Origin of the sequence: Streptomyces sp. NBC_00859 (assembly GCF_045161865.1) — a bacterium.
GTDB lineage: Bacteria > Actinomycetota > Actinomycetes > Streptomycetales > Streptomycetaceae > Streptomyces.
This window is the reverse complement of the sequence record NZ_CP108826.1, coordinates 2,438,477-2,465,238: the sequence shown is the minus strand read 5'-3', so window position 1 is coordinate 2,465,238 and position 26,762 is coordinate 2,438,477. Positions and strand designations below refer to the sequence as shown.

Below are 26,762 nucleotides of genomic sequence, written 5' to 3'. Positions count from 1 at the left end.
CGTCCCGCCGGGTCTTCGCCCCTGCCCCCGAACCCGAATGGAATTCTCCGACGTGTCTCCGGTTCCCCCCGTTCTCACGCACACCACCGTCGTCGTCGTAGGGGCAGGCCCCGCCGGGCTCGTCGTGGCGAACAGACTGCACGACAACGGTGTCGGCTGTGTACTGCTGGAAGCGGAGACCAGGGAGTTCATCGAGCAGCGGCCGCGTGCCGGGTTCCTGGAGGAGGGGGCGGTGCGGGCGCTGGCCGAACACGGCCTCGCCGACCGGCTGCTCGGACACGCCCTGACGCAGGGCGAGTTCGAGTTCCGGTTCGACGGGGAGCGCCACACCGTACGCACGGCCGAGCTGTCCGGGCGGCGCCACTTCGTCTATCCGCAGCCGCAGCTGGTCACCGACCTGATCGCGTCGTACGCGGACAAGGGTGCGGGGGACGCCCGCTTCGGCGTCCGCGACGTACGGCTGGACGGCGTGGACGGAGACCGGCCCGTGGTGTCGTACACCGATCCGCTCACCGGCGCCCGGCACCACATCGCCTGCGACTTCGTCGCGGGCTGCGACGGCGCGCGGGGGGTCGCGAGGGCCGCGATACCGGACAGCCGCCTCACTGTCAGCCGCCGGGACGACGGAGTCGCCTGGATGGCGCTGCTCGCCCAGGCGCCGCCGTCGGCGGACGGCGTGGTCTTCGGTATCCATGAGCGCGGGCTCGGCGCCCACATGGCACGCAGCCCCGAGGTCACCCGTTACTACCTCCAGGTCCCGCCCGGTGACACGTCCGGCGACTGGCCGCACGAGCGGGTGTGGCACGAACTGGGTATCCGGCTCGCCGCAGGCGGGGCCCCGCGGCTCAAGGAGGGGCCGCTCATCGAGAAGGTGGTCCTGGACATGCACAACTACGTGGTGGAGCCGATGTCCTACGGCCGTCTCCACCTCGCGGGCGACGCCGCGCACCTGATCGCCCCGATCGCGGCGAAGGGCATGAACCTCGCCGTCCACGACGCGCTGCTGCTCTCGGACGCCCTGATCGCGGCCGACCGCAGCAGCTACGGGGGCAGCGCCGGTGACAGCGCGCCTGACAACGATGGCGGTGGGCTCGCGGGGTACTCGCAGGCAGCCCTTCGGCGCGTCTGGCAGTACCAGGAGTTCTCGCAGTGGTTCTCGGACGTGCTGCACGGTGCCTCGTCGGGTGACCGCTTCCGGGCGGGTACGGCACGGGCCCGGCTGCAACGGCTGCTGGCATCCGGGCCGGACGCCACAGCGTTCGCCGGGCTGTACATGGGGGAGGAGAACGGGCCGGGGAAGTGAGCGCTGAGAAGCTCCCGCACCCCGGGCCAGCGCGGCGCCTGCCGGCGGCCGTCACGGTACGAGGTCGGCCTCCGCCCGCACCACCTTGCGCGGGACGGGCCCCGGCGCCACGCCCCAACGGTCGGCGGGCGCCTGCACGATCACCCGGACTCCGGGCGGCAGCGACTGCGTCGAGGCCGCATCCGCACCCGGTGCGGTCCACGTCCGCGACTCCAGGAACGTGCAGGGCCCGGACCTCGGCTTCACCCCCGATCTCTGGGCGGATCTCGTCGCGTACGCCTGCGCGAGCTGAGCGCTCCGAGGTCTGGACATGACCGGCGCGGGCTTCTACGCTCGCCGGACGCGAACGGCCGGGACCGGCCGGAACCGCGAAACCGTACGAGAGACTTCTGCCCGGTGACGGAGTCGGCGTGGGGTGTGTGTCCCTGCTCCACGCCAGCACTGGACGGTTCCAGGCGATGACCACGGGTCGGTAATCCGGACGCCGACGACCCAGGGTGGTCCGCCCCGCCGGGCAGCGAAGAGGACACGCCGTGTCGACGGCGCCCTACCGGACTCTGCTGCGCACCCCCGGTGCCGCGGCCTTCTTCCTGACCGCCACCGTCGGCCGCGTCGGCATCGCGATGACCGGCCTCGGCATCGTCTGGCTGGTGCACGCCCGGACCGGCTCCTACGCCACTGCCGGGTCGGTGACCGGCGGCTTCGCCGTCGCCGAGGCCCTCGTCGGGCCTCAACTGGCCCGGCTGACCGACCGCTTCGGGCAGACCAGGGTGCTGCCGCCCACGCTGCTCGCCCATGCCGCAGCGGTGGCCGCGCTGCTGGCGCTGATCGCCGGTGGCCGGCCGATCGCGCTGATGGCGCTGGGTGGGGCACTGGCCGGTGCCACCGTCCCACAGCTGGGCGCGCTGTCCGCTGCCCGCTGGGTGGCGCTGCTGCGCGATGAGCGCCCGGCCGGTCTGCCCAGCGCCTTCGCCCTGGAGTCCCTCGCCAACGCCCTGGGTTTCCTGGCCGGTCCGGCCCTGGTCAGCGCCCTGGGAGCGAGCGGGCACCCGGCGCTGGGAACCGGGCTTGCGGCCGCCCTGGTGGTGGCGGGTGGAGGCGCCCTCGCCGCGCAGCGCCGTACCGCGCCGCCGCCCTCGCCGTACGGAGCGGCCGAGCGCTCCCGCGCGGGCCGCTCACTGCTGCGGCCCGGATTCGTGGTGCTGGCCGGTCTCAACCTCGCCATCGGCGGGTACTTCGGCGCCGTGCAGGTCTCGGTGACGGCTTTCGCGGTCGAGCACCACGCGGCAGCCGCGGCCGCACCGGTCTTCGCGGTATCGAACTGCGCCGGCCTGGCGGCCGGATGGCTGTACGGGCTGAGGCGATGGCGTACGGCGCCCGGAACCCAGCTGGCAGTCGCCACGGCCGGCCTGGCGCTCGGCAGTCTGCTGCTGCTTTCGGCCGGGTCGCCCACGGCGCTGGGGGCCGTGTCCGTGCTCACCGGCGCGGCGGTTCCGCCTGTCCTGGTACTCCTGTCGGTGCTGGCCCAGGCCGCTGTGCACCGGGCCGTTGTGACCCAGGGGTTCACCTGGCTGAACTCCGCCGGTGCGGCAGGTTCCGCCGGTGCGGCGGCGGTCTCCGGCCGGGTGGTGGACGGGTTCGGCGCACACGGCGGCTTCGCGGTCGCCGCCGCGGCCACCACGGCGATGGCCGTACTGGCCGTGGCCGGCCTGCGCGCGGTGCGCGGGCCGGCCACGGCCGGCAGAGGCCTGTAGGAGGGCCGGCGCCGGAATGCGGTCCGGAGCACGGCCGGGTCCGCCTATCTGGCGAGCAGTCCCGAGCTCACCCACAACTTCCGCCCCGCGCCCCGCAGTATGCCGATGTCGTCCAGGAAGTCCGTCAGCCGCCTGGCGCCGTTCTGCATGACCTCCGCGCGATGGCCGCTCGCCTTGACCTGGGCGACTGCCTCGCGGCGGTCGAGCCCGGTGTTCGTGTACACCTGCGGGTTGATGAAGCAGGTGGAGAAGACCCGCGCCGCCTCACCGCAGCTGATCCGGGTGAAGTGCTGCTCCCAGCGCGGCGCGGTGACCATCTGGCGGCGCAACTCCTCGCGGGCGTAGCGCACATGACGCGCCTCCTCGATCACATGGATGCGGGTCACCCCGCGGACCAGGGTCTGTACCCGCTCGTCGGGGAAGGTCAGCCGCTGCATGTAGTCGAGGATCTCCTCGCCCAGCAGGGTCGCGGAGAAGGAGCCCGGCGTCGTGGAGAAGGTCTTCAGCACCCGCGCCAGGTTGTGGTACATCCGCGGGACCGGGTACGAAGGCGCTCCGCCCTTCTGGATCATCCTGGCGAACATCATCGAGTGCCGGCACTCGTCGGCTATCTCGGTGAGCGCGTACCGCACGTGATTGCTGGTCAGGGACTTGTCGTAGATGTGCCGGACGAGCAGCTGCATCAGGATGATCTCGAACCAGATGCCGAGTGAGGCGAGCGACGCCGCTTCGTGCCGGGCGAGCTCCATCCGCTGGTCCTCGGACATCTTCCGCCAGAGCGGGGTGTCGTAGAGCGACACCAGCTCGGGCGGCCAGAACCACTTGCCGTCCTCGGACGGGGACACCCAGTCCAGTTCCCTGTCCGGGTCGAACGAGTGCCTGGCGGACGATTCGAGCAGGCGCTCAGCGACTTGTTCACGGTCCCTGAGCAGGCCGAGGGCATCGCGGAGCACTTCGCGGTCGGTCGCTGTCGTCATCGCTGGGATACCTCGCGCTTGGGGTTACCGGTGGTCACTCCTTATGAGACTCCGTGTCAGTAAGGTGCGTCAATCCCTTGTGCGCGACTTGTTGACTGGGCGTCTACCAACGTGTGAGCCTGCCACGTATGTCGACGCATGAGCTCTACACCAACGGATCGGTCGAGCCCAACTGGCAGATACCGGCATCTGGTTCGGCCCGGTTCAGCTGGGAGTACGACGGAGGGCGCGAACGTCTGCTCGCCCTCTACCAGAAGGGCAAGGACAAACAGTGGGACGGTGCGAAGCGCATCGACTGGTCCCTCGAAGTGGACCCGTACGATCCGCTCGGTACGCCCGACGAGGCGCTGACCCTGTACGGAACGCCCCACTGGGCGAAGATGACCGAGCGCGACCGGGGCGAGCTGCGAAAGCACTACACGTCCTGGCAGTTCAGCCAGTTCCTCCACGGTGAGCAGGGCGCGATGGTGTGTGCGGCCCGGATCGTGGAGTCGGCTCCGGACATGGACGCCAAGTTCTACTCGGCCACCCAGACCATGGACGAGGCCCGGCACGCCGAGATCTACGGCCGCTTCCTGCACGAGAAGCTCGGGATGCTGTACCCGATCAACGACAACCTCCAGGCCCTGCTGGGTGACACGCTGCGCGACTCCCGCTGGGACATGCCGTATCTGGGCATGCAGGTCCTCATCGAGGGCCTTGCACTCGCTGCCTTCGGCATGATCCGCGACACCACCGACAAGCCGCTGCCCAAGCAGATCCTGGCGTACGTCATGCAGGACGAGGCCCGGCACGTGGCCTTCGGGCGTATGGCGCTGCGCGACTACTACAAGCAGCTCACCGATGCCGAACTGCGGGAGCGCGAGGAGTTCGTCATCGAGGGCTGCTACCTGATGCGCGACCGGCTGCGCGGCGTCGAGGTCCTGGAGAACTTCGGCATCCCGAAGAAGGAGGCCGAGCAGCTCTCGGAGCAGTCCGAATTCCTCATGCTCTTCCGCCAGTTGCTCTTCAGCCGGATCGTCCCGTGCGTCAAGGACATCGGCCTCTGGGGCAAGCGGCTGCAGAAGGCGTACGTCGACATGGGCGTCTTCGAGATGGGCAACTCGAACCTGGACCTGCTGATGTCCCAGGACGAGGAGATCGCCGAACAGCTGGACCGGGAGCGGTTCGCGCAGGAGGAGCAGGAGCGGGTCGCCGAGGTCGAGTCGGCGATCGCGGACGGAGCCTGACCGGAACCCGGCCCCGGACCCCGCGGCCAGGACGTCCGACGGCCCGCCGCCCGGTCCCGTCGTACAGTCCCGGCCCGTTACCGGTCGGGGCCGCCCAGCCCGCCCGGACCCTCCAGCCCGCCCGGACCCTCCAGGCCTCCCAGCCCCTCCAGGTCGTCCAGGTCGTCCAGATCCACGGACCACGGCTGTGGCTGCGGCTGCGGCCCGGTGAGGAGCTGCTCGGCCCAGATGATCTTCCCGCGGAGCGGGTACCTGGTGCCCCACCGTTCCGCGAACTGCGCCACGAGGTAGAGCCCGCGGCCGCCCTCGTCCAGCGCGGCCGCCCGCTTCAGATGCGGTGACGTACTGCTGCTGTCCGAGACCTCGCACGTCAGGGTGGCGCTGTGGAGCAGCCGTACCCGGATGGGAGCGGTCCCGTAGCGGACCGCGTTGGTGAGCAGTTCGCTCAGGATCAGCTCGGTGTTGAACGCGATCTCGTCGAGCCCCCATTCGCCGAGCCGGCGGGCCGCCTCGGACCGCACCGTGGCGACGGCCGACGGGTCGGCAGGCATCTCCCAGTCCGCGACGGCCGACGGGTCCAGCAGCCTGGTACGGGCCACGAGGAGGGCGGCGTCGTCCTCCTTGTGCGACGGCGCCAGCGCCTCGAACACGCTCCGGCACATCTCCTGCGGCTCGGTGTCCAGTCCGGCCTGCTCCTCCAGGGTGGTGCGCAGCAGCCGCTGGCCCACGTCGATGTCCCGTCCCCGCTCCTCCACCAGGCCGTCGGTGTACAGCACCAGGCTGGTGCCCGCGGCCAGGTCCAACTCGACCGTCTCGAAAGGCATGTTGGCGGCGCCCAGCGGCGGACCCGCGGGCACATCGGGGAAGTGCACCGCGCCGTCGGGGCGGACGAGCGCCGGGCCCAGATGACCGGCGCTCGCCAGCGTGCACCGGCCCGAAGCGGACTCGTAGACCGCGTACATGCAGGTGGCGCCGGTGACGGCCATGCCGTCACCCAGTGAGCTGCTGCCCTCGTCCATGGTGAGGACCAGGTCGTTCAGGTGGCCGAGGATCTCGTCGGGCGACAGGTCCAGGGACGAGAAGTTGTGGACGGCGGTGCGGAGCCTGCCCATGGTCACCGCGGCGTGCAGCCCGTGCCCGACGACATCACCGATGACCAGGGCGACCCGCGCGCCGGGCAGCGGGATGACGTCGAACCAGTCCCCGCCCACCCCGGCGCGGGCCGGGACATAGCGGTGGGCCACGTCCAGGGCCCTGTTCTCCGGCAGGTCGTGGGGGAGCAGGCTCTGCTGGAGGGTGACCGCCGTGGTGTGCTCGCGGGTGAACCGGCGGGCGTTGTCGACGCTCAGAGCGGCCCGCAGCGCCAGCTCCTCGGCGAAGGAGAGGTCGTCGGGCTCGTACGAGGTGCTCTCCGCGGTGCGCCAGAAGCTCACGAGCCCCAGCACGACCCCGCGCGACGTGAGCGGCATACGGATCAGCGAACCGAAGCCCTCCTCCACCGCGCGCAGACCGCCGGCCGGGTCCTGGTGACGCCAGTCGTACGTACCTGGCAGGTCCGCCTCCAGCAGCGCCTCACCGGCGGTCAGGCACTGCGCCAGCGGGCTTCCGGGCTCGATATCGGTCCGGGTACCCGCCGGGTCCAGTACGGAGGTCTCCCGGACGCCCCGCACGGCGGCCCGCCGCAAGGGCGTGAACGTACCGCCGGGCTCCTCGCCGGACAGCACGGGCTCCGTCAGGTCGACCGTGACGAACTCGGCGAACCGCGGTACGACCACCTCCGCCAGTTCCTCGGCGGTCCGTACGGCGTCCAGGGTGGTGCCGACCCGCGCTCCCGCGTCGTACAGGAGCTGCAGCCGCTCCCGCGCCACTTCCGCGCGGCCGGCCAGCGCGCGCAGGTCGGTGGTGTCCCGCAGGGTCACCACCGAGCTGCCGAGCCCGGCACGGGCGCGGGTGAGCCGGAGGTTGACCGCGAGCAGCCGCTCGCCGGTCAGATGCACGGCGTCGGTCACCGCTTCTCCGCGGGTCAGCAGCTGCTCCGTGGCGGGGGCCAGACCGAGATCCGCGACGTTGCCCAGCTCGGCTTCACGGGGCAGCGAGAGCAGCCGGCGCGCCTCGTCGTTCGCCAGCAGTACCTGCCCGTCGCTCCCGATGATCAGCACGCCCTCGCGCACCGCGTGCAGGACGGCGTCGTTGTGCTCGTACATTCGGGTCATCTCGGCAGGCCCGAGGCCGTGCGTCTGACGGCTGAGGCGTCTGCTGACCAGGGCGGCCCCGAGGGTGGCCAGGGCGAGCGCGGCCGCGGCGGCGCCGAGCAGGAGCGGCAGTCTGCGGCTCACCAGATCCGTCACGTTGCTGATTTCGATTCCGGCCGAGACCAGTCCGACGACGTGACCGCGGGCGTCCATCACGGGAGCGACGGCCCGCACGGCGTCGGACGGGGGCCCGGTGAAGACTTCGGTGAAGGGATGCCCGGCCAGGGCTCTGCTCAGATCGCCCGTGGCCCGCTTGCCGATCAGCGAGCGCGTGGGGTCCGTGTAGCGGAGCCCGTCGGTGTTCATCACCGAGACGAAATCGACCTTCGCCCCTCTGCGCGCGGCCTCCGCCAGTGGCTCAAGCGCGGCCGTCGGATCCCGCGAGCGCAGGGCCTGCGGCAGTCCCGGAGCGTTGGCGAACGCCGCGGCCGCGGCCAGCGAGCGGCTGCGGGCAGCGCCCACGCTCTCGGACCTGGACTGCAGTGCCAGCACCACCGCTGCGGCGGCGACCAGCAGAACGATCAGTACCACCTGCAGCCCGAACACCTGCGCCGCCACAGTCCGGCGCAGTCCCCAGCGGGACGGGTGCGGCGCGGAGCTCCGGTGGTGTGCGGTCACTCTCGTTTCTTAGCACTGATCCATCACCGGGGCGAAGCGGACCAATCGGTCCTGTGTACGACTGTCTCGGCCGCGCGGGCCATCTCCAGCAGCGACGCGTCCTGCCCGTGGGCCGCCACCATCTGCAGTCCCACCGGGCACCCGTCCGGGTCGAACCCCGCGGGGATACTCGCGGCCGGGTGGCCGCTGAGGTTGAAAGCCCAGGTCAGCGCGGTCGAGTAGCGCTTGCCAGGCCCGGCGTGCCCGTGCGGACGGTTCGGCGTCACCGGGGTCAGCAGCAACGGGGTGCGGCCGAAGAGGGACGCGAGACGGTGGTCGTTCTCGGCGCGGACCGACGTCGCCGCGTCCGGATCCCCACCACGTACCGCGAGCCAGGCGTCGCACGGGTCGAGCAGGTCGTACGAGGTCGCGTCGAGGCGCACCAGGCCGGCCGCGGCCATACGCTCCACCGCCCGCCGCGCGACCCGCTCCACCTCGTCGTCCACATCGGCGAATCCCAGGTCGGCCGACCAGACAGCCGGCACCGGAAACACCGGCAGGGACGGTGCGCAGGCCCCCGTCGCCGAGCGCAGATACGCCTGCGCCTCCGCGGCCCCCGCCGCCAGGACACCCGCCGAGGCCAGCCCGGTCCTGTCGGGCGACGGAAGCAGCCCCGCCGTCGTCCTGAGCCCCAGCACGCCGCACCAGGCCGCCGGGATGCGCACCGATCCCGCACCGTCGCTCCCGGTGGCCAGCGGGACCATCCCGGTGGCCACCGCCACCGCGGAACCGGCCGACGAACCACCGGGCGTGCGGTCCGGGCGCCACGGGTTGCGGGTGACGCCGTGTGCGCCGATGCCCCAGGTCTGCCAGTGCGTCCCGGGCCCCGGCACCGCCGTCGACCCGACCGGGACAGCGCCCGACGCCCGCAGCCGCCCGGCCGCGTACGAGCGGACACCGGCCGGCCCCTTCACCGCGAACGGGACCCCGGAGAGCGGTGGCCCGTCCGCGCCGTCCGGCGGTGCCGTTCGCGCGGGCGCCGCGGCAGCGCGGGCCGCGTCCGGCCAGACCTCCACGAAGGCGCTCAGCGCGGGGTCGAGCCGCGCGATCCGTCCGAGAGCCTCAGCCACCGCTGCCGTCATCGCCACCGCCGCCCTCACCCCTCCGTGCGGGCGCGTTCCGTCCGCCGGGCCCACCCGCCGGATTCAGTCTCCCAGAGCGGCCCGCATGACCGACCGTGCGATCGGTGCGGCGAAGCCCCCGCCGCTGATGTCCGCGCGGTGCGCCGACGCGTCCTCGACGACGACGGCGACCGCGACCGCCGGCTCGCTCGCGCCGTCCGCCTTCGCCCATGAGATGAACCAGGCGTACGGCGTACCGGCGTTGCCGACACCGTTCTGCGCCGTGCCCGTCTTGCCGCCCACTGTCGCGCCCGGGATCGCCGCGTTGGAGCCGGTGCCCTGCGTCACGACGTCGACCATCATCTGCTGCAGCTGTACCGCCGTCGAGGCCTCCATCGCCCGGCGGTAGGTCCTCGGGCTGTTGCGGCTGACGACCCTGCCCCCGCGTGTTCTCGTCCGGTCGATCAGATGGGGGTACATGAGCTCGCCGCCGTTCGCGACGGCCGCCGAGACCATCGCCATCTGCAGTGGTGTCGCCGAGGTGTTGAACTGCCCGATCGAGGAGAGCGCCAGCTGGTCCTCGCTCATGTCGGTGTCGAAGTTGCTCCTGGCGACACCGGAGGGGATCTTCAGGCCGGTGTCGTTGAAGCCGAACTTCCCGGCGGCCTCGTCCATTCCGCTGAGCCCGACCTTCACGCCGAGACTGGCCATCACCGTGTTGCAGGAGACCTCGATGGCGTAGGCCAGGGACGCGTCCCCGCAGCCGCTCGCCTCGTTCGGCAGGACCGTCGTGGTGTGGGGGAGGGTGTACGGATCGGGGGTGTCCGTGTCCGCGTTCATGTCGGTGACCGCCCCCGAGTCGAGCGCGGCCGCCGCCGTCACGATCTTGAAGGCCGAACCCGGCGGATAGGTCTGCCGGATCGCCCGGTTGAGCATCGGCTGGCTCGCGGAGCGGTTCAGCCGCTCCCAAGTGCCGGTGGCCGAAGGGCCGGTGCCCGCGATCTGCCCGGGGTCGTAGGAGGGGCTGCTGACCAGCGCGAGGATCTTCCCGGTCGACGGCTCGATAGCGACGACCGCGCCGCGTCTGCGGCCCAGCCCGTTGTACGCGGCCTCCTGCACCGGGGCCTTGATGGTGGTGGCCACGCTGCCGCCCGGCTGCTGGGAACGGCTCAGTTCGTTCCAGAGCGGGAAGGGTGCGAGTGCCGAGTCGGTGCCGGAGAGGATGCCGTCCTCGGCGTTCTCGATCAGGGTGGTCCCGTAGGTCTGAGAGGCGTAGCCGGTGACAGGGGCGTACAGCGGCCCGCTGCGGTACGTCCGCTCGTACCGCAGCTGCTCGCCGCTGTCCCTGGATCCGGTGACGCTCTTCCCCCCGACCAGGATGTTTCCGCGCGGCTCGTGGTAACGGGCAATGGTCAGACGGCGGTTGGCCTGGTTCTTGTCCAGGGAGTCGGCCTGGAAGACCTGCACCCGTGCGGCGTTGGCCAGCAGGGCGAGCAGGAGCAGCAGACAGCAGGCGGCGGCGCGCCGGATGTAGCGGATCACGACTGGGCCTCCACGATCGGCGCGATGACCCCGGTCTCCACGAAGCCGGGGTCCGGTCTGCGCGCGGAGTCGCTGATGCGGATGAGCAGGGCCACGATCACCCAGTTGGTGACCAGCGAGGAGCCGCCCTGGGCGAGGAAGGGCATCGCCATGCCGGTCAGCGGGATCAGCCCCATCACGCCGCCCGCGATCACGAACACCTGGATCGCGAGGATCGAGGAGAGGCCGATCGCGAGCAGTCGCCCGAAGGAGTCGCGGAGCGCGAGCCCGGCCCGGTACCCACGGGCCACCACCAGGGCATACAGCAGGAAGAGGGCGGAGAGCCCGGCGAGCCCCAGCTCCTCGCCCGCTGTCGCCAGGATGAAGTCGGACTTGACCGCGAAGCCGATGAGGATCGAGTGGCCGAGCCCGAGACCCGCGCCCAGTACCCCGCCCGCCGCGAAGGAGAAGAGCGACTGGGCGAGCTGATTGGCGCCGTGGCCCGCGTCGATCGAGGCGAAGGGGTGCAGCCAGTCCTCGACGCGGGCGCGGATGTGGGGTTCGAGGCTGCCCACGGCGAACGCCCCGAAGGCGGCCATGACCATGCCGATGGCGATCCAGCTGAGACGGCCCGTCGCCACGTACAGCATGATCACGAACAGGCCGAAGAAGAGCAGCGAGGTCCCGAGGTCGCGCTCCAGGACGAGGACGCCCACGCTGATCACCCAGATCGCCAGAACGGGTGCCAGCACCCGCATGGTGGGCAGTTGGAGCAGCCAGATCCGGCGGCCGGTGTAGGAGAGCGCGTTGCGGTTGGCCGACAGGTACGCGGCGAAGAAGACCGCGAGGAGGATCTTGGCGAACTCGCCGGGCTGGATGGAGAAACCGCCGACCCGGATCCAGATCTTCGCGCCGTTCACCGCCGGGAAGAAGATCGGGATGATCATCAGGACCAGAGCGGCGGCGACCGAGAGGTAGGTGTACCGCTGCAGCACCCGGTGGTCGCGCAGGAAGAGGACGCAGCAGATGAAGAGCGCCACCGCGAGTGTCGACCAGATCAGCTGTGCGGGGGCCGCGGTGTTGCCCGGGGTCTCCAGGTCGAGGCGGTAGATCAGCACCAGCCCGATGCCGTTGAGGAGCACCGCGATCGGCAGCAGCAGCGGGTCCGCGTACGGGGCCCGGAAGCGGACGGCGAGATGGGCGAGGAGAGCCAGCAGGCCCAGACCGGCGCCGTAGTTCACGGCGTCCGCCGGTACGGTGTCGTTCCTGGCGAGCCCGACATCGATGTAGCCGTAGACGGAGATCAGCACGGCGCCGGTCAGCAGCACCAGCTCGACGCCTCGACGCTTCGGCAGACGTAGTTCGGGCGGGGGAGCGTCCGCCGTCGTTGCGGTCATGCCAGGCAACGTAGCAAGACGGTGACGCTATGTCCGTTAATGTCTTGGTGTTCCGAACCGCTGCCGGGTCCGGGTGGCGCGACGGCCGGCCACAGTGTCCCCGAGTGCCGGGCGGCGCTGCCGCGGCGGGCGGGTGCGACTGCTTGCGTGAGGGGGCGTCAGGACCGGCCGCGCTGTCCCGTGCCGCGCCGCCGGCCGTACCGCCGGCGCCGGACGGGCGTGCGGCTCACTGCAGGTACGGGTTCTGCCCCTGCTGCTGCGGCGCGGGCGAGCCGTATCCCTGCTGCGGACCCTGCGGCTGGCCCGCGCTCTGGGCGAGAAGCTGCTCGGCCTGCTCCTTGGTCGCCCGGTTCTCCGCACCGCAGAACGTGCACTGCGTCGTGTACTTGGTGGAGAACGGGAAGAGCGGTACGAAGAACAGCGTGAACTTGGTGACGCGCTTGCGGAGCGTGTGCGCCGACGGATTGCCGCACCGTCCGCACACCAGCGTCAGTATGGCCAGCTGGTAGAGATATCCTCTGCTGCCAAAAATGATCATGATTGGTCCCCTCCTGGTCAGTAATCGCGGTACACCGTAACCGGCTTCTCGTCCCGCCGGTGTCCGGGCTGCCCCGTGGCCGCGCGGGGCCGGTCCGCGGCACGGTCACGGCACCCGGCTGTCAGGGGCGCGGCAGCGGCCTGGCCCGGTTGAGGTTGATCAGCGGGCCGAGCAGGTCGCCGTACCGCTGGAGCCGGGGCCCGATGTCATCGATCATGAAGACCAGGTCGGACGGGGCCTCGCACGCCTCGATCTCCTCCCAGGTCACCGGTGTGGAGACGGTCGGCTCGGCCCGCGCGCGCAGGGTGTAGGGGGCCGCTGTGGTCTTCGCCGCCGCGTTCTGGCTGTGGTCCACGAACACCTTGCCCGGCCGCAGCGCCCGCTTCATCCGGTGCAGGGCCAGATCGGGCAGGGCCTCCTCGGCCTCGACGGCGAGCTGTCTGGCGTACGCCGAGACCTGGTTCGACGGGGTCGGCTCCAGCGGCGTCAGCAGATGGAGCCCCTTGGACCCCGAAGTCTTCCCGTACGCGGACAGGCCGTCCGCCGCCAGCCGCTCGCGCAGCCACCGCGCCACGACGCAGCACTCGACCGCCGTGGCGGGCTCTCCGGGGTCCAGATCGAGCACCAGCCGGTCGGCCATGCCCGGCGCGTCGGCCCGCCACTGCGGTGTATGGAACTCGACCACCAGATTGGCGGCCCACATCAGGCTCGCCAGATCCTGCACCAGCACCTGGCGGGCATTCCTCTCCCTGGAGCGCGGTACGTCCGCCGTATGCACCCAGGCGGGGGTGCCCGGCGGCACGTTCTTGGTGAAGAACTGCTGGCCGTCGGGGCCGTCCGGATACCGCAGGAAGGAGACCGGGCGGTCGTGCAGATGCGCCAGGAGTACCCCCGCCGTGCTGGCGCAGTAGTGCAGGGTCTCGCCCTTGGTGGTGCCGGTGGCCGGATACAGGACCTTGTCGAGGTGGGTGAGCGGAAGACGCCGCCCCTCCACCTCGGTGATAGGCGACATACGATGAGAATCGCACGAAACTGGATGAATACGGCATACAGCTTTAAATCTTCACCAAATGGTACTGACGGACGGGAGCCATCGTGCGATCCATATGGAACGGGGCCATCTCCTTCGGCCTGGTCAGCATCCCGATCAAGCTGGTGAACGCCACCGAGAACCATTCGGTCTCCTTCCGGCAGATCCACACCGCCGACGGCGGCCGCATCCGCTACCGGAAGGTCTGTGAGCTGGACGGGGAGGAGCTGACCACGGACGAGATCGGCAAGGCGTACGAGGCCGAGGACGGCTCGATGATCCCGATCACCGATGACGACCTGGCCGAGCTGCCGCTGCCGACCGCGAAGACGATCGACATCGTGGCGTTCGTGCCGCTCGACTCGATCGACCCGTTGCAGATGAGCTCGGCCTACTACCTCGTCGCCGGCGGGGCCCCGGCGGCGAAGCCGTACACCCTGCTGCGCGAGGCGCTCAAACGCAGCCGCCGGGTCGCCATCGCCAAATTCGCACTGCGCGGGCGGGAGCGGCTGGGCATGCTGCGGGTCGTCGGCGATGCCATCGCGATGCACGGGTTGCTCTGGCCGGACGAGATCAGGTCGTACGAAGGGGCCGCACCGGAAACGCCCGTGACCGTCCGAGACGCCGAACTCGACCTGGCCGACACCCTGATGGACACGCTGGGCGAGGTCGAGATGGACACGCTGCACGACGAGTACCGGGAGGCGGTCGAGGAGCTGATCGCCGCCAAGACGTCCGGTGAGGAGATACCCGCCTCGCCCGCGGCGGATGCCGGAGCCGGAAAGATCATCGACCTGATGTCGGCGCTGGAGAAGAGCGTGCAGGCGGCGAAGACGTCGCGGGGCGAGGGTGACGAGGAGACCGCCGAAGGGGCGGACGCCGAGGTCAGGGAGTTGCGGCCGGCCGGCAGGAAGAAGGCGGACGCGAAGGGCGCAGGCGGGGGTGCGCACGGCGGGGCGCAGTCCGCTGAGCACGGTGATGCCGCCCCGAAGAAGGAGGCTTCCGGCAAGGCGGCACCGAAGAAGACGGCGGCCCGCAAGACGGCGGCGCGCAAGACGACCGCACGCAAGACATCCGCGACGGCGGCCGGTAAGCGCGGTACGGCGTCGGGCGGCGGAGGCGGCGGGGCCTCCGGCTCGAAGGCATCCGCGTCGAAGAAGGCCTCCGCCGGCAAGTCGTCGGCCAGGAGTGGCACGTCCAAGAAGGCGGCCGCGGGTACCGGGTCATCGGGGGCCAGGGGAAAGAAGCGCGCGTCGGCGTGACGTCGGCCCCGCCCGGCCCGCCGGCCCCAGTGCCGGGGCAGGCTGTCCGCTGTGGGCCATGGCGCCGGGACTGGCAAATGTCCTGCCGCCTGCGGGGCAGCCGCCTGGAGCCGCTCACCGTGTTCGGGGAAGAGGGCGTCGACGCGGCCTGCTGGTCCGGCTTCGCCGGGTGCGGGGCACCGCACCGCCCCGACGGCCCCCGCCACGACCGGGGCATGGCCGCGTACGGCGTGGTGAAGACGCTCGACTCACCGGCCACGGCGGCGGACCCGCCCTCTCGCGGGCTGGGCTGGGAGCCCAAGGGGGTCTTCCGTGCGATGGCCACGCGCTACGCCCGCAAGGCCTGATCGCGCTGGCCGATCCCTTCTTGGCGCGCCGCCCCCCCCATTTGGTAGTGATCTGAGTCACAAACCGCATCTGGGTACGAATCAAAGCGAGGTCGTGCGCCCCATCGCCGCGCCCCCGCCGATCCCGTGGAGCGCCGGAGCGTGCGCCTCTTGACGTGCCGCTTTCCCGGTCTATCCGCGACCCGCACCCGCGCGCCGCGGCCGGTGACCCCTGGGGCGCGTGGGGTGGGTGGGGTGAAGTGGCCGCCCGCCGGTGCGGTTCTCGCGCCGTCACGAAATGTGGATGCCATCTACAAGAGTTAGATTGCTTGCGTCAACTAACGACCCGTGCCCGTCCGGTGTCGGAGGGCAGGGGTGCGCGCAGAGGGGAACGTGCATGGTGGGCATGAACGGTCGAATAACCACAGAGTCGTCGCCCCCGGCCGGGCCGGGGGAGCACTACAAATGGATCGCGCTGTCGAACACCACGCTCGGTGTGCTGATGGTGATGATCAATCAGTCGATCGTGCTGATCGCGCTTCCGGATATCTTCCGCGGCATCCATCTGGACCCGCTGGACTCCGGCAACACCAGCTATCTGCTCTGGATGCTGATGGGCTTCATGGTGGTCACCGCGGTGCTCGTGGTCACCTTCGGCCGGCTCGGTGACATGTTCGGCCGGGTCCGTATGTACAACCTCGGCTTCGCCGTCTTCACTCTCTGCTCGATCATGCTCTCCATCACCTGGATGGACGGCAGCGCGGGCGCGCTCTGGCTCATCGGCTGGCGCATCGCGCAGGGCGTCGGCGGCGCGCTGCTCTTCGCCAACTCCACGGCGATCCTCACCGACGCGTTCCCGGCCAACCAGCGCGGTACGGCGCTGGGTATCAACTCCATCGCCGCCATCGCCGGTTCGTTCCTCGGGCTCATCCTGGGCGGCGTGCTGGCCCCGGTGAACTGGAAGATGATCTTCCTGGTATCGGTGCCGTTCGGAGTCTTCGGCACCATCTGGGCCTATGTGAAGCTGCACGACACCGGCGTGCGGGCCAAGGCGCGGATGGACTGGTGGGGCAATGTCACGTTCGCGGTCGGGCTGATCTCGGTGCTGGTCGGCATCACGTACGGCATCCAGCCCTACGGCGGCTCCACGATGGGCTGGGGCAACCCATGGGTGCTGACCGCGCTGATCGGCGGGGTGGCCGTGCTGGGGGCCTTCGTCTGGATCGAGCTGAAAGTGGCCGAGCCGCTCTTCCGGCTCTCCCTCTTCCGGCTGCGGGCCTTCACCGCGGGCAACATCGCCAGCCTGCTCACCGCTCTGGGGCGTGGTGGCCTCCAGTTCATGCTGATCATCTGGCTGCAGGGCATCTGGCTGCCGCTGCACGGCTACAGCTTCGAGAAGACCCCGCTCTGGGCGGGCATCTACATGATCCCGCTGACCGTCGGATTCCTCCTGTCGGCCCCGCTCTCCGGCTGGCTGTCGGACCGGCTCGGCGCACGGCCGTTCACGGTCGGCGGTGCGCTGCTGACGGCGGTGAGCTTCCTGGCGCTGATGACGCTGCCCACCGACTTCCACTACTGGATCTTCGCGCTGCTGCTGCTGGTCAACGGTGTCGGTTCCGGCCTCTTCGCCTCACCGAACCGGGCCGAGATCATGAACGCCGTCCCGGCGGAGTCGCGCGGGGCGGGATCGGGGATGACGGCGACGTTCCAGAACTCGGCGATGGTGCTGTCGATCGGCATCTTCTTCAGCCTGATGATCGCGGGTCTCTCGCACACCCTGCCGAGCGCGATGCACGACGGCCTGGTGGCGCAGGGCGTCCCGAGCGGCGAGGCCTCGCAGGTGTCCCAGCTCCCGCCGATCGCCGTCCTGTTCGCGGCGTTCCTCGGGTACAACCCCCTCCAGCAGCTCCTCGGGGGCCATCTGGCCAAGCTGCCGGACGGCGGGAAGCACCTCACCAGCAAGGAGTTCTTCCCGCATCTGATCTCCGGCCCGTTCCACCAGGGCCTGGTCATCGCCTTCTGGTTCGCGGTGGCGGCCTGCTTGGTGGCGGCGCTCTCCTCGCTGCTGACCGGACGCGTGAGCCGTAAGCACCGGGTGCTGCCGGCCGAATCGCTGGGCTCCGAGCTGGCCGGGGTCTCCGGTGCTGCGGGCCTCGGTCTGAGCGAGCCGGTCGTGCCGGACGGCGAGGGCTCCCGCCCGGCAGGTCCCGGTCGCGGGGCGACTTCGGCGGGGCGCGGCGGCACACCGCGCACGTAACCGGGAGCCGGTGGCGGCGCCTTCGAGCCATCCGGCCGGGGTGCCGCCACCGCTCGCGGGGCCGCCGCCGGAGCGGGGCTTCCGGTAGGGGAGCCGGAACACGCGCGGCCCTCACGTTCTTTCCGTACGCGGGGTTGACGGGACGAGTGGCGATGGGCACCTTTGTCATGTCCAAGTAAGGAAACTTTCCTAACAGCCGGTTTCCCGACGCCCTTCCTGACAGAGGAGCCCCCCATGCGCCGCCGTCTCTTCGCCGCACTCCTCATCACCGCCGCAGCCCCCTTCGCCGCCGCGCTGCCCGCGTCGGCGAGCCCGCACGAAACCGCCGCGACGCCACGGGCCCAGCAGCCCCAGCAGTCCCAGCAGGACCGGAAGGTCCAGGAGGGTTCGGTGAGTGCGGTGGACCTGCTGGCGAAGGTCAGCAGCTGTTCGCAGATCTCCAGTGGCAAGTACCGCACGGATGAGGAGACTTCGGCGACCGTTCCGGTCTGCGGCAAGAACGGCGCGGTCTTCTGGAAGGCCGACATGGACGTCGACTGCGACGGCCAGGTCACCTCGCAGTGCAACGACGGCACGGACCCCTGGTTCCAGGACGACACGGCTTTCCACCAGTCCGACGGCAAGGCGCTGAGCGCCGCGGCGCTCCCCTACGTCGTCGTCCCGAGCTCCAGCAGCATCTGGGACTACTCATCGGCCGGCATCAAGGGCGGGGGAGTGGTGGCCGTCATCTACGACAACAAGGTCGAGTACGCGGTCGTCGGGGACACCGGCCCGGACGAGATCATCGGCGAGGCCTCCTACAGCACGGCCAAGAGTCTGGGCATCGACCCCGACCCGGAGACGGGGGGAGCCGAATCCGGCGTCACGTACATCCTCTTCAAGAACTCGAAGGCCAGCCCCATCGAGAGTCATTCCGCGGCGGTGACCAGCGGTGAATCGCTGGCGAAGCAGTTCATCGCTGCCAACTGACACCGGAGGCCGGGGCCCGGCGGGGTGTTCGGCCGGCCGGGCCCCGAGCCGGCCGCTGCGGTGCGGGGCCGGCCCTCAGTGCCGCGGCACGCGCAGGTGGAAGTCGCAACCGGAGACGTCGTCCGCCGACGGGGTGGCCGAAGGGCTGGACGCGCCCTTCGTGCCCGTCCGGCCGAGGCCGGTGAAGGCGCGGCAGTACGACTCCGCCTGATCCGTCGTCAGCTTTCCGGCGATCCGCAGCAGCGCCGGGCCGTTCACGAAGTCGAACTCCTTGAAACTGGGATCGCCATTCGCGAAGCCCGTACGTTCGTCCTGCGCCCTCTGCGCACCGGAGTGCTCCGCGTAGACATCGATCATCGCGCTGCCGTCGAGCGGGTTGTCGTTCCCCGTCGTGAACCCATGGACCGCGGGGTCGGTGAACTTGAGCCCCCTGGCCGGTGACGTGTCCAGCGGATACCGCATCGACGGCGGGTAATCGGCCTTGGTGTAGGACGCCTTGACCCTCAGCGGATACCCCTGGTCCCTGAGTGCCGCCGCTATCGCTGCCGGGTCCTTCAGCGACACCTTCGCGGCGGCCCCGGGAGCCAGCGCCTTCGGGCTCACGGGGTCGGAAGGACCGGAGGCCACGGCCGCCGCGGACGGCTTGCTGCTGCCGCCGTCGCTGCCGCCGGAGCAGCCGACGAGTCCGATGCCGAGCCCGGCCACGACTGCCAGTGCGCCGACAGCTGTGCGTCGATTCATGCGCCGATCCCCCGATTGCACGGCTCCGTTTACGCCGCTCAGTCCGCCTGCTTGCCCGCGTGGTGCCACCGCCCGCCGCGCACGGCTCTGTTGCTCCGCTCGCTCCGTGCGCCGGAGGTGCGGACGGCCACCGTACCCACCACGACCTGGGCCATCACCGGCAGGTCGCCGGAAGCCGACCGACCCTGACTCCCACTGGCCGCGCTCCGGCTCCGAGGCGCGGTGCGCGGGCTCCGGGCCGACGGGGCCCACGGGTGCGCCGGAGCCCGCACCGGGGGTCAGTCCTTGGGCTCGGGCCCGAAAAATGCCCGTCTGCTGTGCTCCAGCAGCTCGCGTACGGCCGGGCTCGGCGTCTTCTTCCAGGCCAGTACGAGCAGGGCCGGCGCCTCCACGTCGACCAGGGGGAGCGGGACGAGCCTGTCGCGGTAGCGGGCGGCCATCGACTCGCTGAGCACGGCGACGCCGAGGCCGCGGGCCGCCAGGTCGGCCATGGCGTCCGCCGCGCTGGCCTGAAGCGCGATGACCGGTTCTAGCTGCTGCGCCGCGCAGGCCCGGTCGAAGACCGTCCGCAGGCCGGTGCCGACCGGCATGCAGGCCACCGGGTGGCGGCTCAGGTCACGCAGGGTGACCCGCCGCTGTCTCGTCAGCGCGTGCCCGGCCGGGACCGCCGCCACGAGCCGCTCGCTGACAAGTGTCAGCGTCTCCAGCCCGGCGGGGGCAGGCGCGGCCGTACCGATCAGAGCCAGGTCGACGGCACCGGCGCGCACGCCTTCGGCGAGCCGGGCGGAGTTGTCCTCCTGCAGCGACATCTCCACCCCGGGGTGCGCCCGGTGGAACGCGGCGAGAGCATCGAAGAGCGGCGTGATGGTGCAGCCGGTGACCATCCCCACGGCGATACGGCCCCGGACCAGGCCCGACACGTCACTCACCGCCCTGCCGACCGCCCCGGCGGCGGCGAGCGCCGCTCGCGCGTGGTCGAGTGCGGCGCTGCCCTCGACGGTCAGGGTGGCGGTACGGGCCGAGCGGTCGAACAGCTCCGCGCCCAGTTCGCGCTCCAGCTGCCGGATCTGAGCACTGACGCCCGACTGGCTGATGTGCACGCGCTCCGCGGCCCGGGTGAAGTTCCGCTCCTCGGCGACGGCGACGAAGTACTCCAGCTGTCTCAGGTCCATGACTGTTGATTCTAGTTCCCATCGAAACCAGCTGTTGGACTTCTTACGGAGAGGGGCTCACGCTGGAGGTGTACGGGAGCCGGAAGCGACCATGAGGAGGAAGCCATGACGGAGTACGAGAAGGCCATGCGCCCCGAGGACATCACCCGTCTGTTCGTCGAACGGTCGAATGCCGGTGACGCGGCAGGTGTCGCAGCGCTCTACGAGGAGAACGCGGTGATGGCCTACCCGCCGGGCGGACAGACCGTGGGCCGCGAGGCGATCCGCGCGCTGTGGGAGAAGGTGCTCGCCCACCGCCCCCGCTTCGAGCCGGAGCAGCCGCTGCCGACGCTGGTCAGCGGGGACATCGCACTCACCTCGACTCCGCCGAAGGACGGGTCCGGGGCCCGCGCGCAGGTCGTCCGCCGCCAGCCCGACGGAAGCTGGCAACGCCTTCTCGACCAGCCGGAGTTCGTCCCGCCGACCGGCTGAGCGCGGGCGGAATCCGGTGCGAGGTCGGATCCCCGCCCGGCAGCGAGCCGATAGCCTGCGCGTTCCGTCCTGGCCAGGCCGACGGGGGAGGCAGGGGGCGTCGGGTCGGACGTGAGGAGAACTCCGCGAGGGCTGCTGTTGCGGTCCGGACATCGACCGGGGGGCCGTTGCGCCGCGGGGTGATCGCTGGAACTCCGTTGATCCGTACGGGAGTTCTGCCGGGCCTCGTCCGCGTGGTGACATACTCCGGAGCTCACATCTTCGATCGGTATGGCCTCGACCGACATCTACCCGCAGGAGCGCCGACGTGTGGACGTCGAGATCAGTCAGCATCTGCTGGACACCGCCCACCACATCGGGGCAGGCGTCCCGTTCGCTCTGAAGGTCGTGGCCGGCCGGCTCGCCGACGATCCGGACATGGGGCGCCCCTCGGATCTGCCGGGCATTCTCACGGTGACGCTCGACGGCGATCTCATCGAGGACTGTCCCGCCCTGTCCATCGGCTACATCCGGGAGCCCGAGTGGATCCAGATCCGGTTCGTGACACCGGCCCCATCGGAAGAACCCGCCGTGAACAGGCAGGAGCCGCAGGGGAATCGAGGGACCGGCCGGGATCGCCGGTGGGCGCAGCCTGCTGATACTGCCGCGGTCGCGCTCACCGTGCGGGAGGTCGCCGATGCCTGGCGCCGCATCACCAGCTGGCTCCGGGCCAACGCTCCCGAGTCCTGCGCCGCGCTGCACGCCGGTGCGGGCCCCGCCGGCATCGCCGCCCTGGAGGGTGACCTGGGCATGCGGATGCCCGTCGAGCTGAGCGTCCTGTGGATGCTGACCGCGGGCGACAGCGGGGTCACCGGCAAAGGGTGCCTGCCCGGCAACCGGGCCTTGATGGGCCTGGACGCCGTCGCCGCCGTCTACCGGCAGAGGATGGCCGTCCAGAACCACGACGACATCGCCGGGGCGGGCCGCGCCCGAGAAGAGCGGATCACTTACTGGAAGCCGGCCTGGATCCCGATTGTCGCCATGAGCCCCGCCGACACCACCAGCGGCCTGTATCTGGACACGGAGACCGGCTTCCTGGGTGAGTGGTCCCGTTTCGACGAGCCCGCCGGCGAAGTGCTCGACACGCTGGTCACGTACCTGGAGGAGACCGCCGACTCACTCGAAGCCCCCACCCTCGCGGCCCGGGACACACCAGGGCTGATCGGCGGGACGCTGGTGTGGCTCAGCAGCATCGACCCCAAGACGGAAGCCCGGTGGCGGCCCCTGACCGGATGACCACACGGACAACTCCGGCCTGCGGCGCCCCGGTTCACGGCCCGCTGAGCCGCAGGCAGGCCCGAGCGCATGCGCCGGGCCCGGCGCGGCAGCGCCGTCAGCCGGCCCGGTAGCGGGAGGCGAGTTCGGGGCTCTGAGCTCCGAAGGCCGCCAGATCGGCCTGTGCGACGGTGTCGAGAAGGCCCGCGTCCTCGACGCCCGGGGCGCACACGACCTCGCCGAGTTCCAGGCCACGCAGGGCGGCGGTGACGACGTCGCCGGCACTCATCCGGGGCACGGCGCTCAGGTCGAGGCCCTGGCGCTCGTGGAACTCGGTCGCCACCACTCCCGGACATACGACCTCGACTCTGACGCCGGTGCCTTCGAGTTCGGCGCTGAGAGCCTGTGACATGGCGACCAGATGGGCGAGGGCACCGGCGTAGACGGCACGGCGGGGCATCTGGGAGTGGGGTGCGGGGCCGCTGAAGGCGATCATCCCGGCCACGTTGATGATGGCCCCCTGCCCGCGGTCCCGCATGCCGGCGACCGCGGCGCGGGAGGTCATGGTGGGTGCCAGGACCTTGACGTTCACGAGTTCGCGGGCCTTGTCGGCGGGAAGCTCGGCCAGCGGCATGTAGTGGGCCACGCCGGCGTTGTTCACCAGGAGTATCAGCGGCTCGCTCGCGCAGAACCGGGAGACGGTGTCGATGCCCTTGCCGGTGGACAGGTCGGCCACGACCGGGCGGACCCGGACCTCGGGGTGGGCGGCTGCGAACTCCTCCAGCCTCTCCTCCCGCCTGCCGACGATCACCAGGTCGTAGCCGTCCGCGGCCAGCCGCTCGGCGAATGCCCTGCCGATTCCTGAGGTGGCGCCGGTGACGAGTGCGAGCTTGCTCATACGGTCTGTTCCTTACGTTGTCGGTGAGTTGAATCCGGTCGCTCGGTCAGGCGTTGATCCGGTCCAGGAGTCCGGACAGCCGGCGAGCACCGCCGGTCCCGCGCACGGTGACGGCCGAGGCGCCGGTACCCGCCTCGCTCATCCGGTGACGGCGACGGCGACGGCCAAGCACAGGCCCTGGTCGCCGGTCCGACCCGGCCCACTGCGGGGGCGGTGGGTGCTCCTGTCGCGGTCATGCCTCCACCATGGGGACGAACCGCACGATCAGCGAGTGGACCCGCCTTCCCGGGACTGCCAGTACCAGGAACATCAGCCGGAGCGGTCACCGCACGGCCCGTGCGGCGGTGGCACGGACTCCGCGGACGCGCGCCGGCCGGCTCTCTCTGCGGCCGGGGGCGTGCATGGCGGGCGAAAGCCGGACCTCAGGCCCCGGCCTGGCTGCCCGGTCCGGGCGCGTGGCCCCGACTCGGTGGATGTGTGCAGCGGGTGTCCGGCAATGAGGGCATGAAAAAGACCCTCTGCTCAGTGTTTCCACTGGTCAGAGGGTCCATCCGGAAGTGCCCCCGGCAGGATTCGAACCTGCGCACCCGGCTCCGGAGGCCGATGCTCTATCCCCTGAGCTACGGGGGCGTATCGCTGCGGTAAGCGGCGACGGGTTGAACCCTACCAGCTCAGCGGGGGTGAGCATGAACAGGTTTCGGCGGGGAACCGCCCCCGGTCCCCGCACAGGGTGGAAGTGGGCAAAACCCGGACGCGACGGTGGCCGCGGTTCTACGCTCGTTGGTGTGTCAGGCGCGTACGGCAGGGTGCTCGTTGTCGACGACAACAAGGTCATCCGGCAGTTGATCAGGGTCAATCTCGAACTGGAGGGCTTCGAGGTCGTGACCGCGGCCGATGGTGCCGAGTGCCTGGATGTCGTCCACCGGGTCGCTCCCGATGTGATCACTCTCGACGTCGTCATGCCGCGCCTCGACGGTCTGCGTACCGCTGCCCGGCTGCGTGACGACCCGCGGACCAGCCGGCTGCCGCTGGCGATCATCAGTGCGTGTTCGCAGCAGGAGGTCGAGCGCGGGTTCGCCTCCGGGGTCGACGCCTTTCTGGCCAAGCCCTTCGAGCCCGCCGAGCTGATCAGGCTCGTCGGCAGGCTGATGCGTCTTGAGCAGTCGGCGTCGAGGCGGCCGGACCGCAGCAGTCCCGGCGGCGGAAGCAGGCCCGCCGGGTGGGCCGGGAGCACCCTCGGCTGACCGGATGGCGAAACCGGTTCGCGGAGTGGCCCCCCTTCTCCCATACGCTGGTCCTGTGACTCCCGCAGAGCTCTCCCGTACCGTCGCGCGCGCTGTGCGCCGCGCGGTCGACGAGGGTGCCCTGTGCGTGCCTGTTCCCGAGCGGGTCAGGGTCGAGCGGCCCAGGCCCGGCGGAAGCGGCGACTACGCGACCAGTGCGGCCCTCCAGCTGGCCGGCCCGGCCGGGATGGCTCCCCGCGCGGTAGCCGAGGCCCTGCGGCAGCGCATCGCCGGTACGCGGGGGATCGAGCGGGTCGAGATCACCGGGCCGGGCTTCCTGAACTTCACGCTGGTGCCGGACGGCTCCGGCACGGTCGTACGCACCGTGCTCGCCGAGGGCGCGGGGTACGGCCTGGGCGGCAGGCCCGGCCCGGCCGCGGCCGGGCACCCGAGCCCCGACGCCGACCACCCGAGCCTCGACGCCGCCCGCTGGGGGGCCCTCTTCGGCGGTGGCGGTGGCGAGCTGCTGGTGCGGCGGGAGAGCAATCCGCTGTTCCGGGTCCAGTACGCCCACGCCCGCAGCCGCGCCCTGCTGCGCAATGCCCGCGATCTCGGCTTCCGAGCCGCGTCCGGAGCCGAGTACGACGCGGCCTGTGAGCGGGACCGCGGAGCCGCCGTCCTGGTCGCGGCCATCGCCGACTACCCCGCCGCCGTTGAATCCGCCATCGGCGCCGACGTCCGCACAGCGCCTCGCGAAGGCGCCACCGCGTCCGCCGCCCCGGCGCCCGGCACTCCCGCGCAAGCCGCGGACGCCCCAGCGCAGGCGCCCGGCGCCCCCGTACCCCTCGGCGCCGGGCATCGGATCGCCCGCCAGCTCGTGGTGGTCGCCGACGCCTTCCTGACGTTCCACGTCGCGGTGCTCCCCGTCGGGGACGAGAAACCCTCGGCCGCCCACCGTTCCCGGCTCGCCCTCACCGAGGCCGCCGGGACGGTGCTGGCAGGCGGCCTGTCCCTGCTCGGTGTCAGCGCACCCGAAAACATCTGAGAGAGCGAAGAGATGAGCCGTTCCGCACACCCCGCCGGACCCCGGCACGCCGATGTCTACACCGAGGGCCACTACTCGGCCCCCGCCGACGACCTCAACTCCCTGGACGAGAAGGTCTGGGCGCGTACGGTCGGCCGCAACGCGGACGGGGTCGTCACCGTCGGCGGTATCGAAGTGACCCGGCTGGCCGAGGAATTCGGCACCCCCGCCTACTTCCTCGACGAGGCCGACTTCCGGGCCAGGTGCCGGGCCTGGGCGGACGCCTTCGGGCGGGACGCGGACGTGTTCTACGCGGGCAAGGCATTCCTCTCGCGCGCCGTCGTCAAGTGGCTCAAGGAAGAGGGGCTCAACCTCGACGTCTGCTCGGGCGGCGAGCTGACCACCGCTCTCGCGGCCGGGATGCCCGCCGCGCGCATCGCCTTCCACGGCAACAACAAGACCACCGACGAGATCGAGCGGGCCGTCGACGCCGGTGTCGGGCGCATCGTGCTCGACTCGTTCCAGGAGATCGTCCGCGTCGCCCACATCGCGCAGAGCCGCGGGGTGCGCCAGCCCGTCCAGATCCGGGTGACGGTCGGTGTCGAGGCCCACACGCACGAATTCATCGCCACCGCCCACGAGGACCAGAAGTTCGGGATCGCCCTCGCCGACGGTATGGCCGCCGAAGCCGTCCGCAGGGCGCTCAAGCTCGACGGGCTCGAACTCATCGGCATCCACTCGCACATCGGCTCCCAGATCTTCGACATGGCGGGCTTCGAGGTCTCCGCGCGCCGCGTCGTCCAGCTCCTCGCCGAGGTGCGCGACGAACACGGTGTGGAGCTCCCGGAGATCGACCTCGGCGGCGGCCTCGGTATCGCGTACACCTCCGAGGACGACCCCCGTGAGCCGCAGGAGATCGCCAAGGCGCTCGGCGAGATCGTCACCCGTGAGTGCGAGTCGGCCGGCCTCGCCACCCCGCGCCTCTCGGTCGAGCCGGGGCGCGCCATCGTCGGGCCCACCGCCTTCACCCTGTACGAGGTCGGGACCATCAAGCCGCTCGAAGCGCTGCGGACCTACGTCAGCGTCGACGGCGGGATGTCCGACAACATCCGTACCGCCCTCTACGACGCCGAATACAGCGTGGCCCTCGTCTCCCGGACCTCCACGGCCGAGCCGATGCTCGTCCGGGTGGTCGGCAAGCACTGTGAGAGCGGCGACATCATCGTCAAGGACGCGTTCCTGCCCGCGGACCTCGCCCCCGGCGACCTGCTGGCGGTCCCGGCCACCGGCGCCTACTGCCGTGCCATGGCGAGCAACTACAACCACGCCCTGCGCCCGCCCGTCGTCGCGGTCAGGGAGGGCGAGGCCCGGGTGATCGTCCGGCGTGAGACGGAGGAAGATCTCCTGCGTCTGGATGTCGGCTAGTGAAATAGTCATCTCAGAATC

23 protein-coding genes and 1 tRNA gene are annotated in these 26,762 nt (G+C 71.0%); 13 read left to right on the top strand and 11 right to left on the bottom strand.

Translation table 11 applies throughout. The features are described 5' to 3' along the window. The first annotated feature begins 37 nt into the window (after nucleotides 1–37). The 3 genes from OG584_RS10250 to OG584_RS10240 all read left to right on the top strand — a co-directional run bounded on the left by OG584_RS10250 (nucleotide 38) and on the right by OG584_RS10240 (nucleotide 3,057). Nucleotides 38–1,303: a 4-hydroxybenzoate 3-monooxygenase gene (locus OG584_RS10250; protein ID WP_405777205.1), complete on the top strand. Its 1,266-nt coding sequence runs from the start codon at nucleotides 38–40 to the stop codon at nucleotides 1,301–1,303. Nucleotides 1,304–1,388: 85 nt separating this feature from the next. Next, on the top strand, nucleotides 1,389–1,595 hold the full coding sequence (locus tag OG584_RS10245; RefSeq protein ID WP_405777203.1) for a DUF397 domain-containing protein: 207 nt from the start codon (nucleotides 1,389–1,391) through the stop codon (nucleotides 1,593–1,595). A gap of 241 nt (nucleotides 1,596–1,836) precedes the next feature. Next, complete coding sequence (locus OG584_RS10240) at nucleotides 1,837–3,057, top strand: MFS transporter (protein ID WP_405777201.1); 1,221 nt, start codon at nucleotides 1,837–1,839, stop codon at nucleotides 3,055–3,057. A 44-nt stretch (nucleotides 3,058–3,101) separates the two neighbouring features. On the opposite strand, the gene OG584_RS10235 is transcribed toward OG584_RS10240, so the two are convergent. After that, nucleotides 3,102–4,034, bottom strand: a complete 933-nt coding sequence (locus tag OG584_RS10235; RefSeq protein WP_405777200.1) for a diiron oxygenase — start codon at nucleotides 4,032–4,034, stop codon at nucleotides 3,102–3,104. Between the two features lie 128 nt (nucleotides 4,035–4,162). Here OG584_RS10235 and OG584_RS10230 point away from each other — a divergent pair, with 128 nt between their 5' ends. Beyond that, entirely contained in the window at nucleotides 4,163–5,263 is a 1,101-nt protein-coding gene (locus OG584_RS10230; RefSeq protein WP_405777198.1) for a ferritin-like domain-containing protein, read from the top strand. Between the two features lie 77 nt (nucleotides 5,264–5,340). Here the strand turns inward: OG584_RS10230 and OG584_RS10225 are convergent, their stop codons facing one another. The 6 genes from OG584_RS10225 to ligD form a co-directional block, all read right to left on the bottom strand. Next, nucleotides 5,341–8,133, bottom strand: a complete 2,793-nt coding sequence (locus OG584_RS10225; RefSeq protein ID WP_405777196.1) for a SpoIIE family protein phosphatase — start codon at nucleotides 8,131–8,133, stop codon at nucleotides 5,341–5,343. A 23-nt stretch (nucleotides 8,134–8,156) separates the two neighbouring features. Further along, nucleotides 8,157–9,254, bottom strand: a complete 1,098-nt coding sequence (locus OG584_RS10220; protein WP_405783976.1) for an amidase — start codon at nucleotides 9,252–9,254, stop codon at nucleotides 8,157–8,159. Between the two features lie 63 nt (nucleotides 9,255–9,317). Beyond that, on the bottom strand, nucleotides 9,318–10,775 hold the full coding sequence (locus tag OG584_RS10215; RefSeq protein ID WP_405777194.1) for a penicillin-binding transpeptidase domain-containing protein: 1,458 nt from the start codon (nucleotides 10,773–10,775) through the stop codon (nucleotides 9,318–9,320). Next, nucleotides 10,772–12,151, bottom strand: coding sequence for an FtsW/RodA/SpoVE family cell cycle protein (locus OG584_RS10210; protein ID WP_405777192.1), 1,380 nt, complete (start codon nucleotides 12,149–12,151; stop codon nucleotides 10,772–10,774). Before OG584_RS10210 ends, OG584_RS10215 begins: the two co-directional genes overlap by 4 nt. A gap of 226 nt (nucleotides 12,152–12,377) precedes the next feature. Continuing rightward, the gene (locus tag OG584_RS10205) at nucleotides 12,378–12,689 is read right to left on the bottom strand and encodes a zinc-ribbon domain-containing protein (protein ID WP_405777190.1); all 312 of its coding nucleotides are present in this window, start codon (nucleotides 12,687–12,689) and stop codon (nucleotides 12,378–12,380) included. Nucleotides 12,690–12,810: 121 nt separating this feature from the next. Further along, on the bottom strand, nucleotides 12,811–13,701 hold the full coding sequence (ligD, locus tag OG584_RS10200; protein ID WP_405777188.1) for a non-homologous end-joining DNA ligase: 891 nt from the start codon (nucleotides 13,699–13,701) through the stop codon (nucleotides 12,811–12,813). Between the two features lie 83 nt (nucleotides 13,702–13,784). Between ligD and OG584_RS10195 the strand changes: the two genes are divergently transcribed. The 4 genes from OG584_RS10195 (at nucleotide 13,785) to OG584_RS10180 (ending at nucleotide 18,533) form a co-directional block, all read left to right on the top strand. Then, nucleotides 13,785–14,981 carry a Ku protein gene (locus OG584_RS10195; protein WP_405777186.1) on the top strand — a complete coding sequence of 399 codons (1,197 nt, stop codon included), beginning with the start codon at nucleotides 13,785–13,787 and terminating at the stop codon, nucleotides 14,979–14,981. A 77-nt stretch (nucleotides 14,982–15,058) separates the two neighbouring features. Next, a complete protein-coding gene (locus tag OG584_RS10190) occupies nucleotides 15,059–15,328 on the top strand; it encodes a hypothetical protein (protein ID WP_405777184.1) in 270 nt (89 codons plus the stop codon). A 385-nt stretch (nucleotides 15,329–15,713) separates the two neighbouring features. Beyond that, nucleotides 15,714–17,564, top strand: coding sequence for an MFS transporter (locus OG584_RS10185; protein WP_405777182.1), 1,851 nt, complete (start codon nucleotides 15,714–15,716; stop codon nucleotides 17,562–17,564). Nucleotides 17,565–17,798: 234 nt separating this feature from the next. Next, nucleotides 17,799–18,533, top strand: coding sequence for a glycoside hydrolase family 75 protein (locus OG584_RS10180; protein ID WP_405777181.1), 735 nt, complete (start codon nucleotides 17,799–17,801; stop codon nucleotides 18,531–18,533). A gap of 75 nt (nucleotides 18,534–18,608) precedes the next feature. Here the strand turns inward: OG584_RS10180 and OG584_RS10175 are convergent, their stop codons facing one another. Together OG584_RS10175 and OG584_RS10170 are read right to left on the bottom strand one after the other, a co-directional pair. Next, a complete protein-coding gene (locus tag OG584_RS10175) occupies nucleotides 18,609–19,274 on the bottom strand; it encodes a hypothetical protein (protein ID WP_405777179.1) in 666 nt (221 codons plus the stop codon). 278 nt (nucleotides 19,275–19,552) lie between these two features. Further along, entirely contained in the window at nucleotides 19,553–20,446 is an 894-nt protein-coding gene (locus OG584_RS10170) for a LysR family transcriptional regulator (RefSeq protein ID WP_405777177.1), read from the bottom strand. A 105-nt stretch (nucleotides 20,447–20,551) separates the two neighbouring features. On the opposite strand from OG584_RS10170, the gene OG584_RS10165 reads away from it, so the two are divergent. Then, nucleotides 20,552–20,917, top strand: coding sequence for a YybH family protein (locus OG584_RS10165; RefSeq protein ID WP_405777175.1), 366 nt, complete (start codon nucleotides 20,552–20,554; stop codon nucleotides 20,915–20,917). Between the two features lie 270 nt (nucleotides 20,918–21,187). Next, entirely contained in the window at nucleotides 21,188–22,192 is a 1,005-nt protein-coding gene (locus OG584_RS10160) for a hypothetical protein (protein ID WP_405777173.1), read from the top strand. A gap of 97 nt (nucleotides 22,193–22,289) precedes the next feature. Here OG584_RS10160 and OG584_RS10155 read toward each other — a convergent pair whose 3' ends face one another. Beyond that, entirely contained in the window at nucleotides 22,290–23,069 is a 780-nt protein-coding gene (locus OG584_RS10155; RefSeq protein WP_405777171.1) for an SDR family NAD(P)-dependent oxidoreductase, read from the bottom strand. 558 nt (nucleotides 23,070–23,627) lie between these two features. After that, nucleotides 23,628–23,699: transfer RNA gene (locus OG584_RS10150), tRNA-Arg, on the bottom strand. Nucleotides 23,700–23,854: 155 nt separating this feature from the next. Here OG584_RS10150 and OG584_RS10145 point away from each other — a divergent pair. Genes OG584_RS10145 through lysA form a run of 3 tightly spaced genes read left to right on the top strand, consistent with a single transcriptional unit; the run spans nucleotide 23,855 to nucleotide 26,741 of the window. Further along, nucleotides 23,855–24,313 (top strand): PleD family two-component system response regulator, encoded by a 459-nt coding sequence (locus OG584_RS10145; protein WP_405777169.1) that lies wholly within the window; start codon nucleotides 23,855–23,857, stop codon nucleotides 24,311–24,313. Between the two features lie 55 nt (nucleotides 24,314–24,368). After that, nucleotides 24,369–25,337 carry a DALR anticodon-binding domain-containing protein gene (locus OG584_RS10140; protein ID WP_405777167.1) on the top strand — a complete coding sequence of 323 codons (969 nt, stop codon included), beginning with the start codon at nucleotides 24,369–24,371 and terminating at the stop codon, nucleotides 25,335–25,337. Between the two features lie 12 nt (nucleotides 25,338–25,349). Next, nucleotides 25,350–26,741, top strand: a complete 1,392-nt coding sequence (lysA, locus tag OG584_RS10135) for a diaminopimelate decarboxylase (protein WP_405777165.1) — start codon at nucleotides 25,350–25,352, stop codon at nucleotides 26,739–26,741. The last annotated feature ends 21 nt before the right edge of the window (nucleotides 26,742–26,762 follow it).

What these genes read in the sequence shown, in the direction of transcription:
- OG584_RS10250 (WP_405777205.1), top strand. Translation starts at nt 38, where the DNA reads ATGGAATTCTCCGACGTGTCTCCGGTTCCCCCCGTTCTCACGCACACC.
- OG584_RS10235 (WP_405777200.1), bottom strand. Translation starts at nt 4,034, where the DNA reads ATGACGACAGCGACCGACCGCGAAGTGCTCCGCGATGCCCTCGGCCTG.
- OG584_RS10230 (WP_405777198.1), top strand. Translation starts at nt 4,163, where the DNA reads ATGTCGACGCATGAGCTCTACACCAACGGATCGGTCGAGCCCAACTGG.
- OG584_RS10220 (WP_405783976.1), bottom strand. Translation starts at nt 9,254, where the DNA reads ATGACGGCAGCGGTGGCTGAGGCTCTCGGACGGATCGCGCGGCTCGAC.
- OG584_RS10210 (WP_405777192.1), bottom strand. Translation starts at nt 12,151, where the DNA reads ATGACCGCAACGACGGCGGACGCTCCCCCGCCCGAACTACGTCTGCCG.
- OG584_RS10205 (WP_405777190.1), bottom strand. Translation starts at nt 12,689, where the DNA reads ATGATCATTTTTGGCAGCAGAGGATATCTCTACCAGCTGGCCATACTG.
- ligD (WP_405777188.1), bottom strand. Translation starts at nt 13,701, where the DNA reads ATGTCGCCTATCACCGAGGTGGAGGGGCGGCGTCTTCCGCTCACCCAC.
- OG584_RS10190 (WP_405777184.1), top strand. Translation starts at nt 15,059, where the DNA reads ATGTCCTGCCGCCTGCGGGGCAGCCGCCTGGAGCCGCTCACCGTGTTC.
- OG584_RS10185 (WP_405777182.1), top strand. Translation starts at nt 15,714, where the DNA reads ATGAACGGTCGAATAACCACAGAGTCGTCGCCCCCGGCCGGGCCGGGG.
- OG584_RS10180 (WP_405777181.1), top strand. Translation starts at nt 17,799, where the DNA reads ATGCGCCGCCGTCTCTTCGCCGCACTCCTCATCACCGCCGCAGCCCCC.
- OG584_RS10175 (WP_405777179.1), bottom strand. Translation starts at nt 19,274, where the DNA reads ATGAATCGACGCACAGCTGTCGGCGCACTGGCAGTCGTGGCCGGGCTC.
- OG584_RS10170 (WP_405777177.1), bottom strand. Translation starts at nt 20,446, where the DNA reads ATGGACCTGAGACAGCTGGAGTACTTCGTCGCCGTCGCCGAGGAGCGG.
- OG584_RS10165 (WP_405777175.1), top strand. Translation starts at nt 20,552, where the DNA reads ATGACGGAGTACGAGAAGGCCATGCGCCCCGAGGACATCACCCGTCTG.
- OG584_RS10160 (WP_405777173.1), top strand. Translation starts at nt 21,188, where the DNA reads ATGGCCTCGACCGACATCTACCCGCAGGAGCGCCGACGTGTGGACGTC.
- OG584_RS10155 (WP_405777171.1), bottom strand. Translation starts at nt 23,069, where the DNA reads ATGAGCAAGCTCGCACTCGTCACCGGCGCCACCTCAGGAATCGGCAGG.
- lysA (WP_405777165.1), top strand. Translation starts at nt 25,350, where the DNA reads ATGAGCCGTTCCGCACACCCCGCCGGACCCCGGCACGCCGATGTCTAC.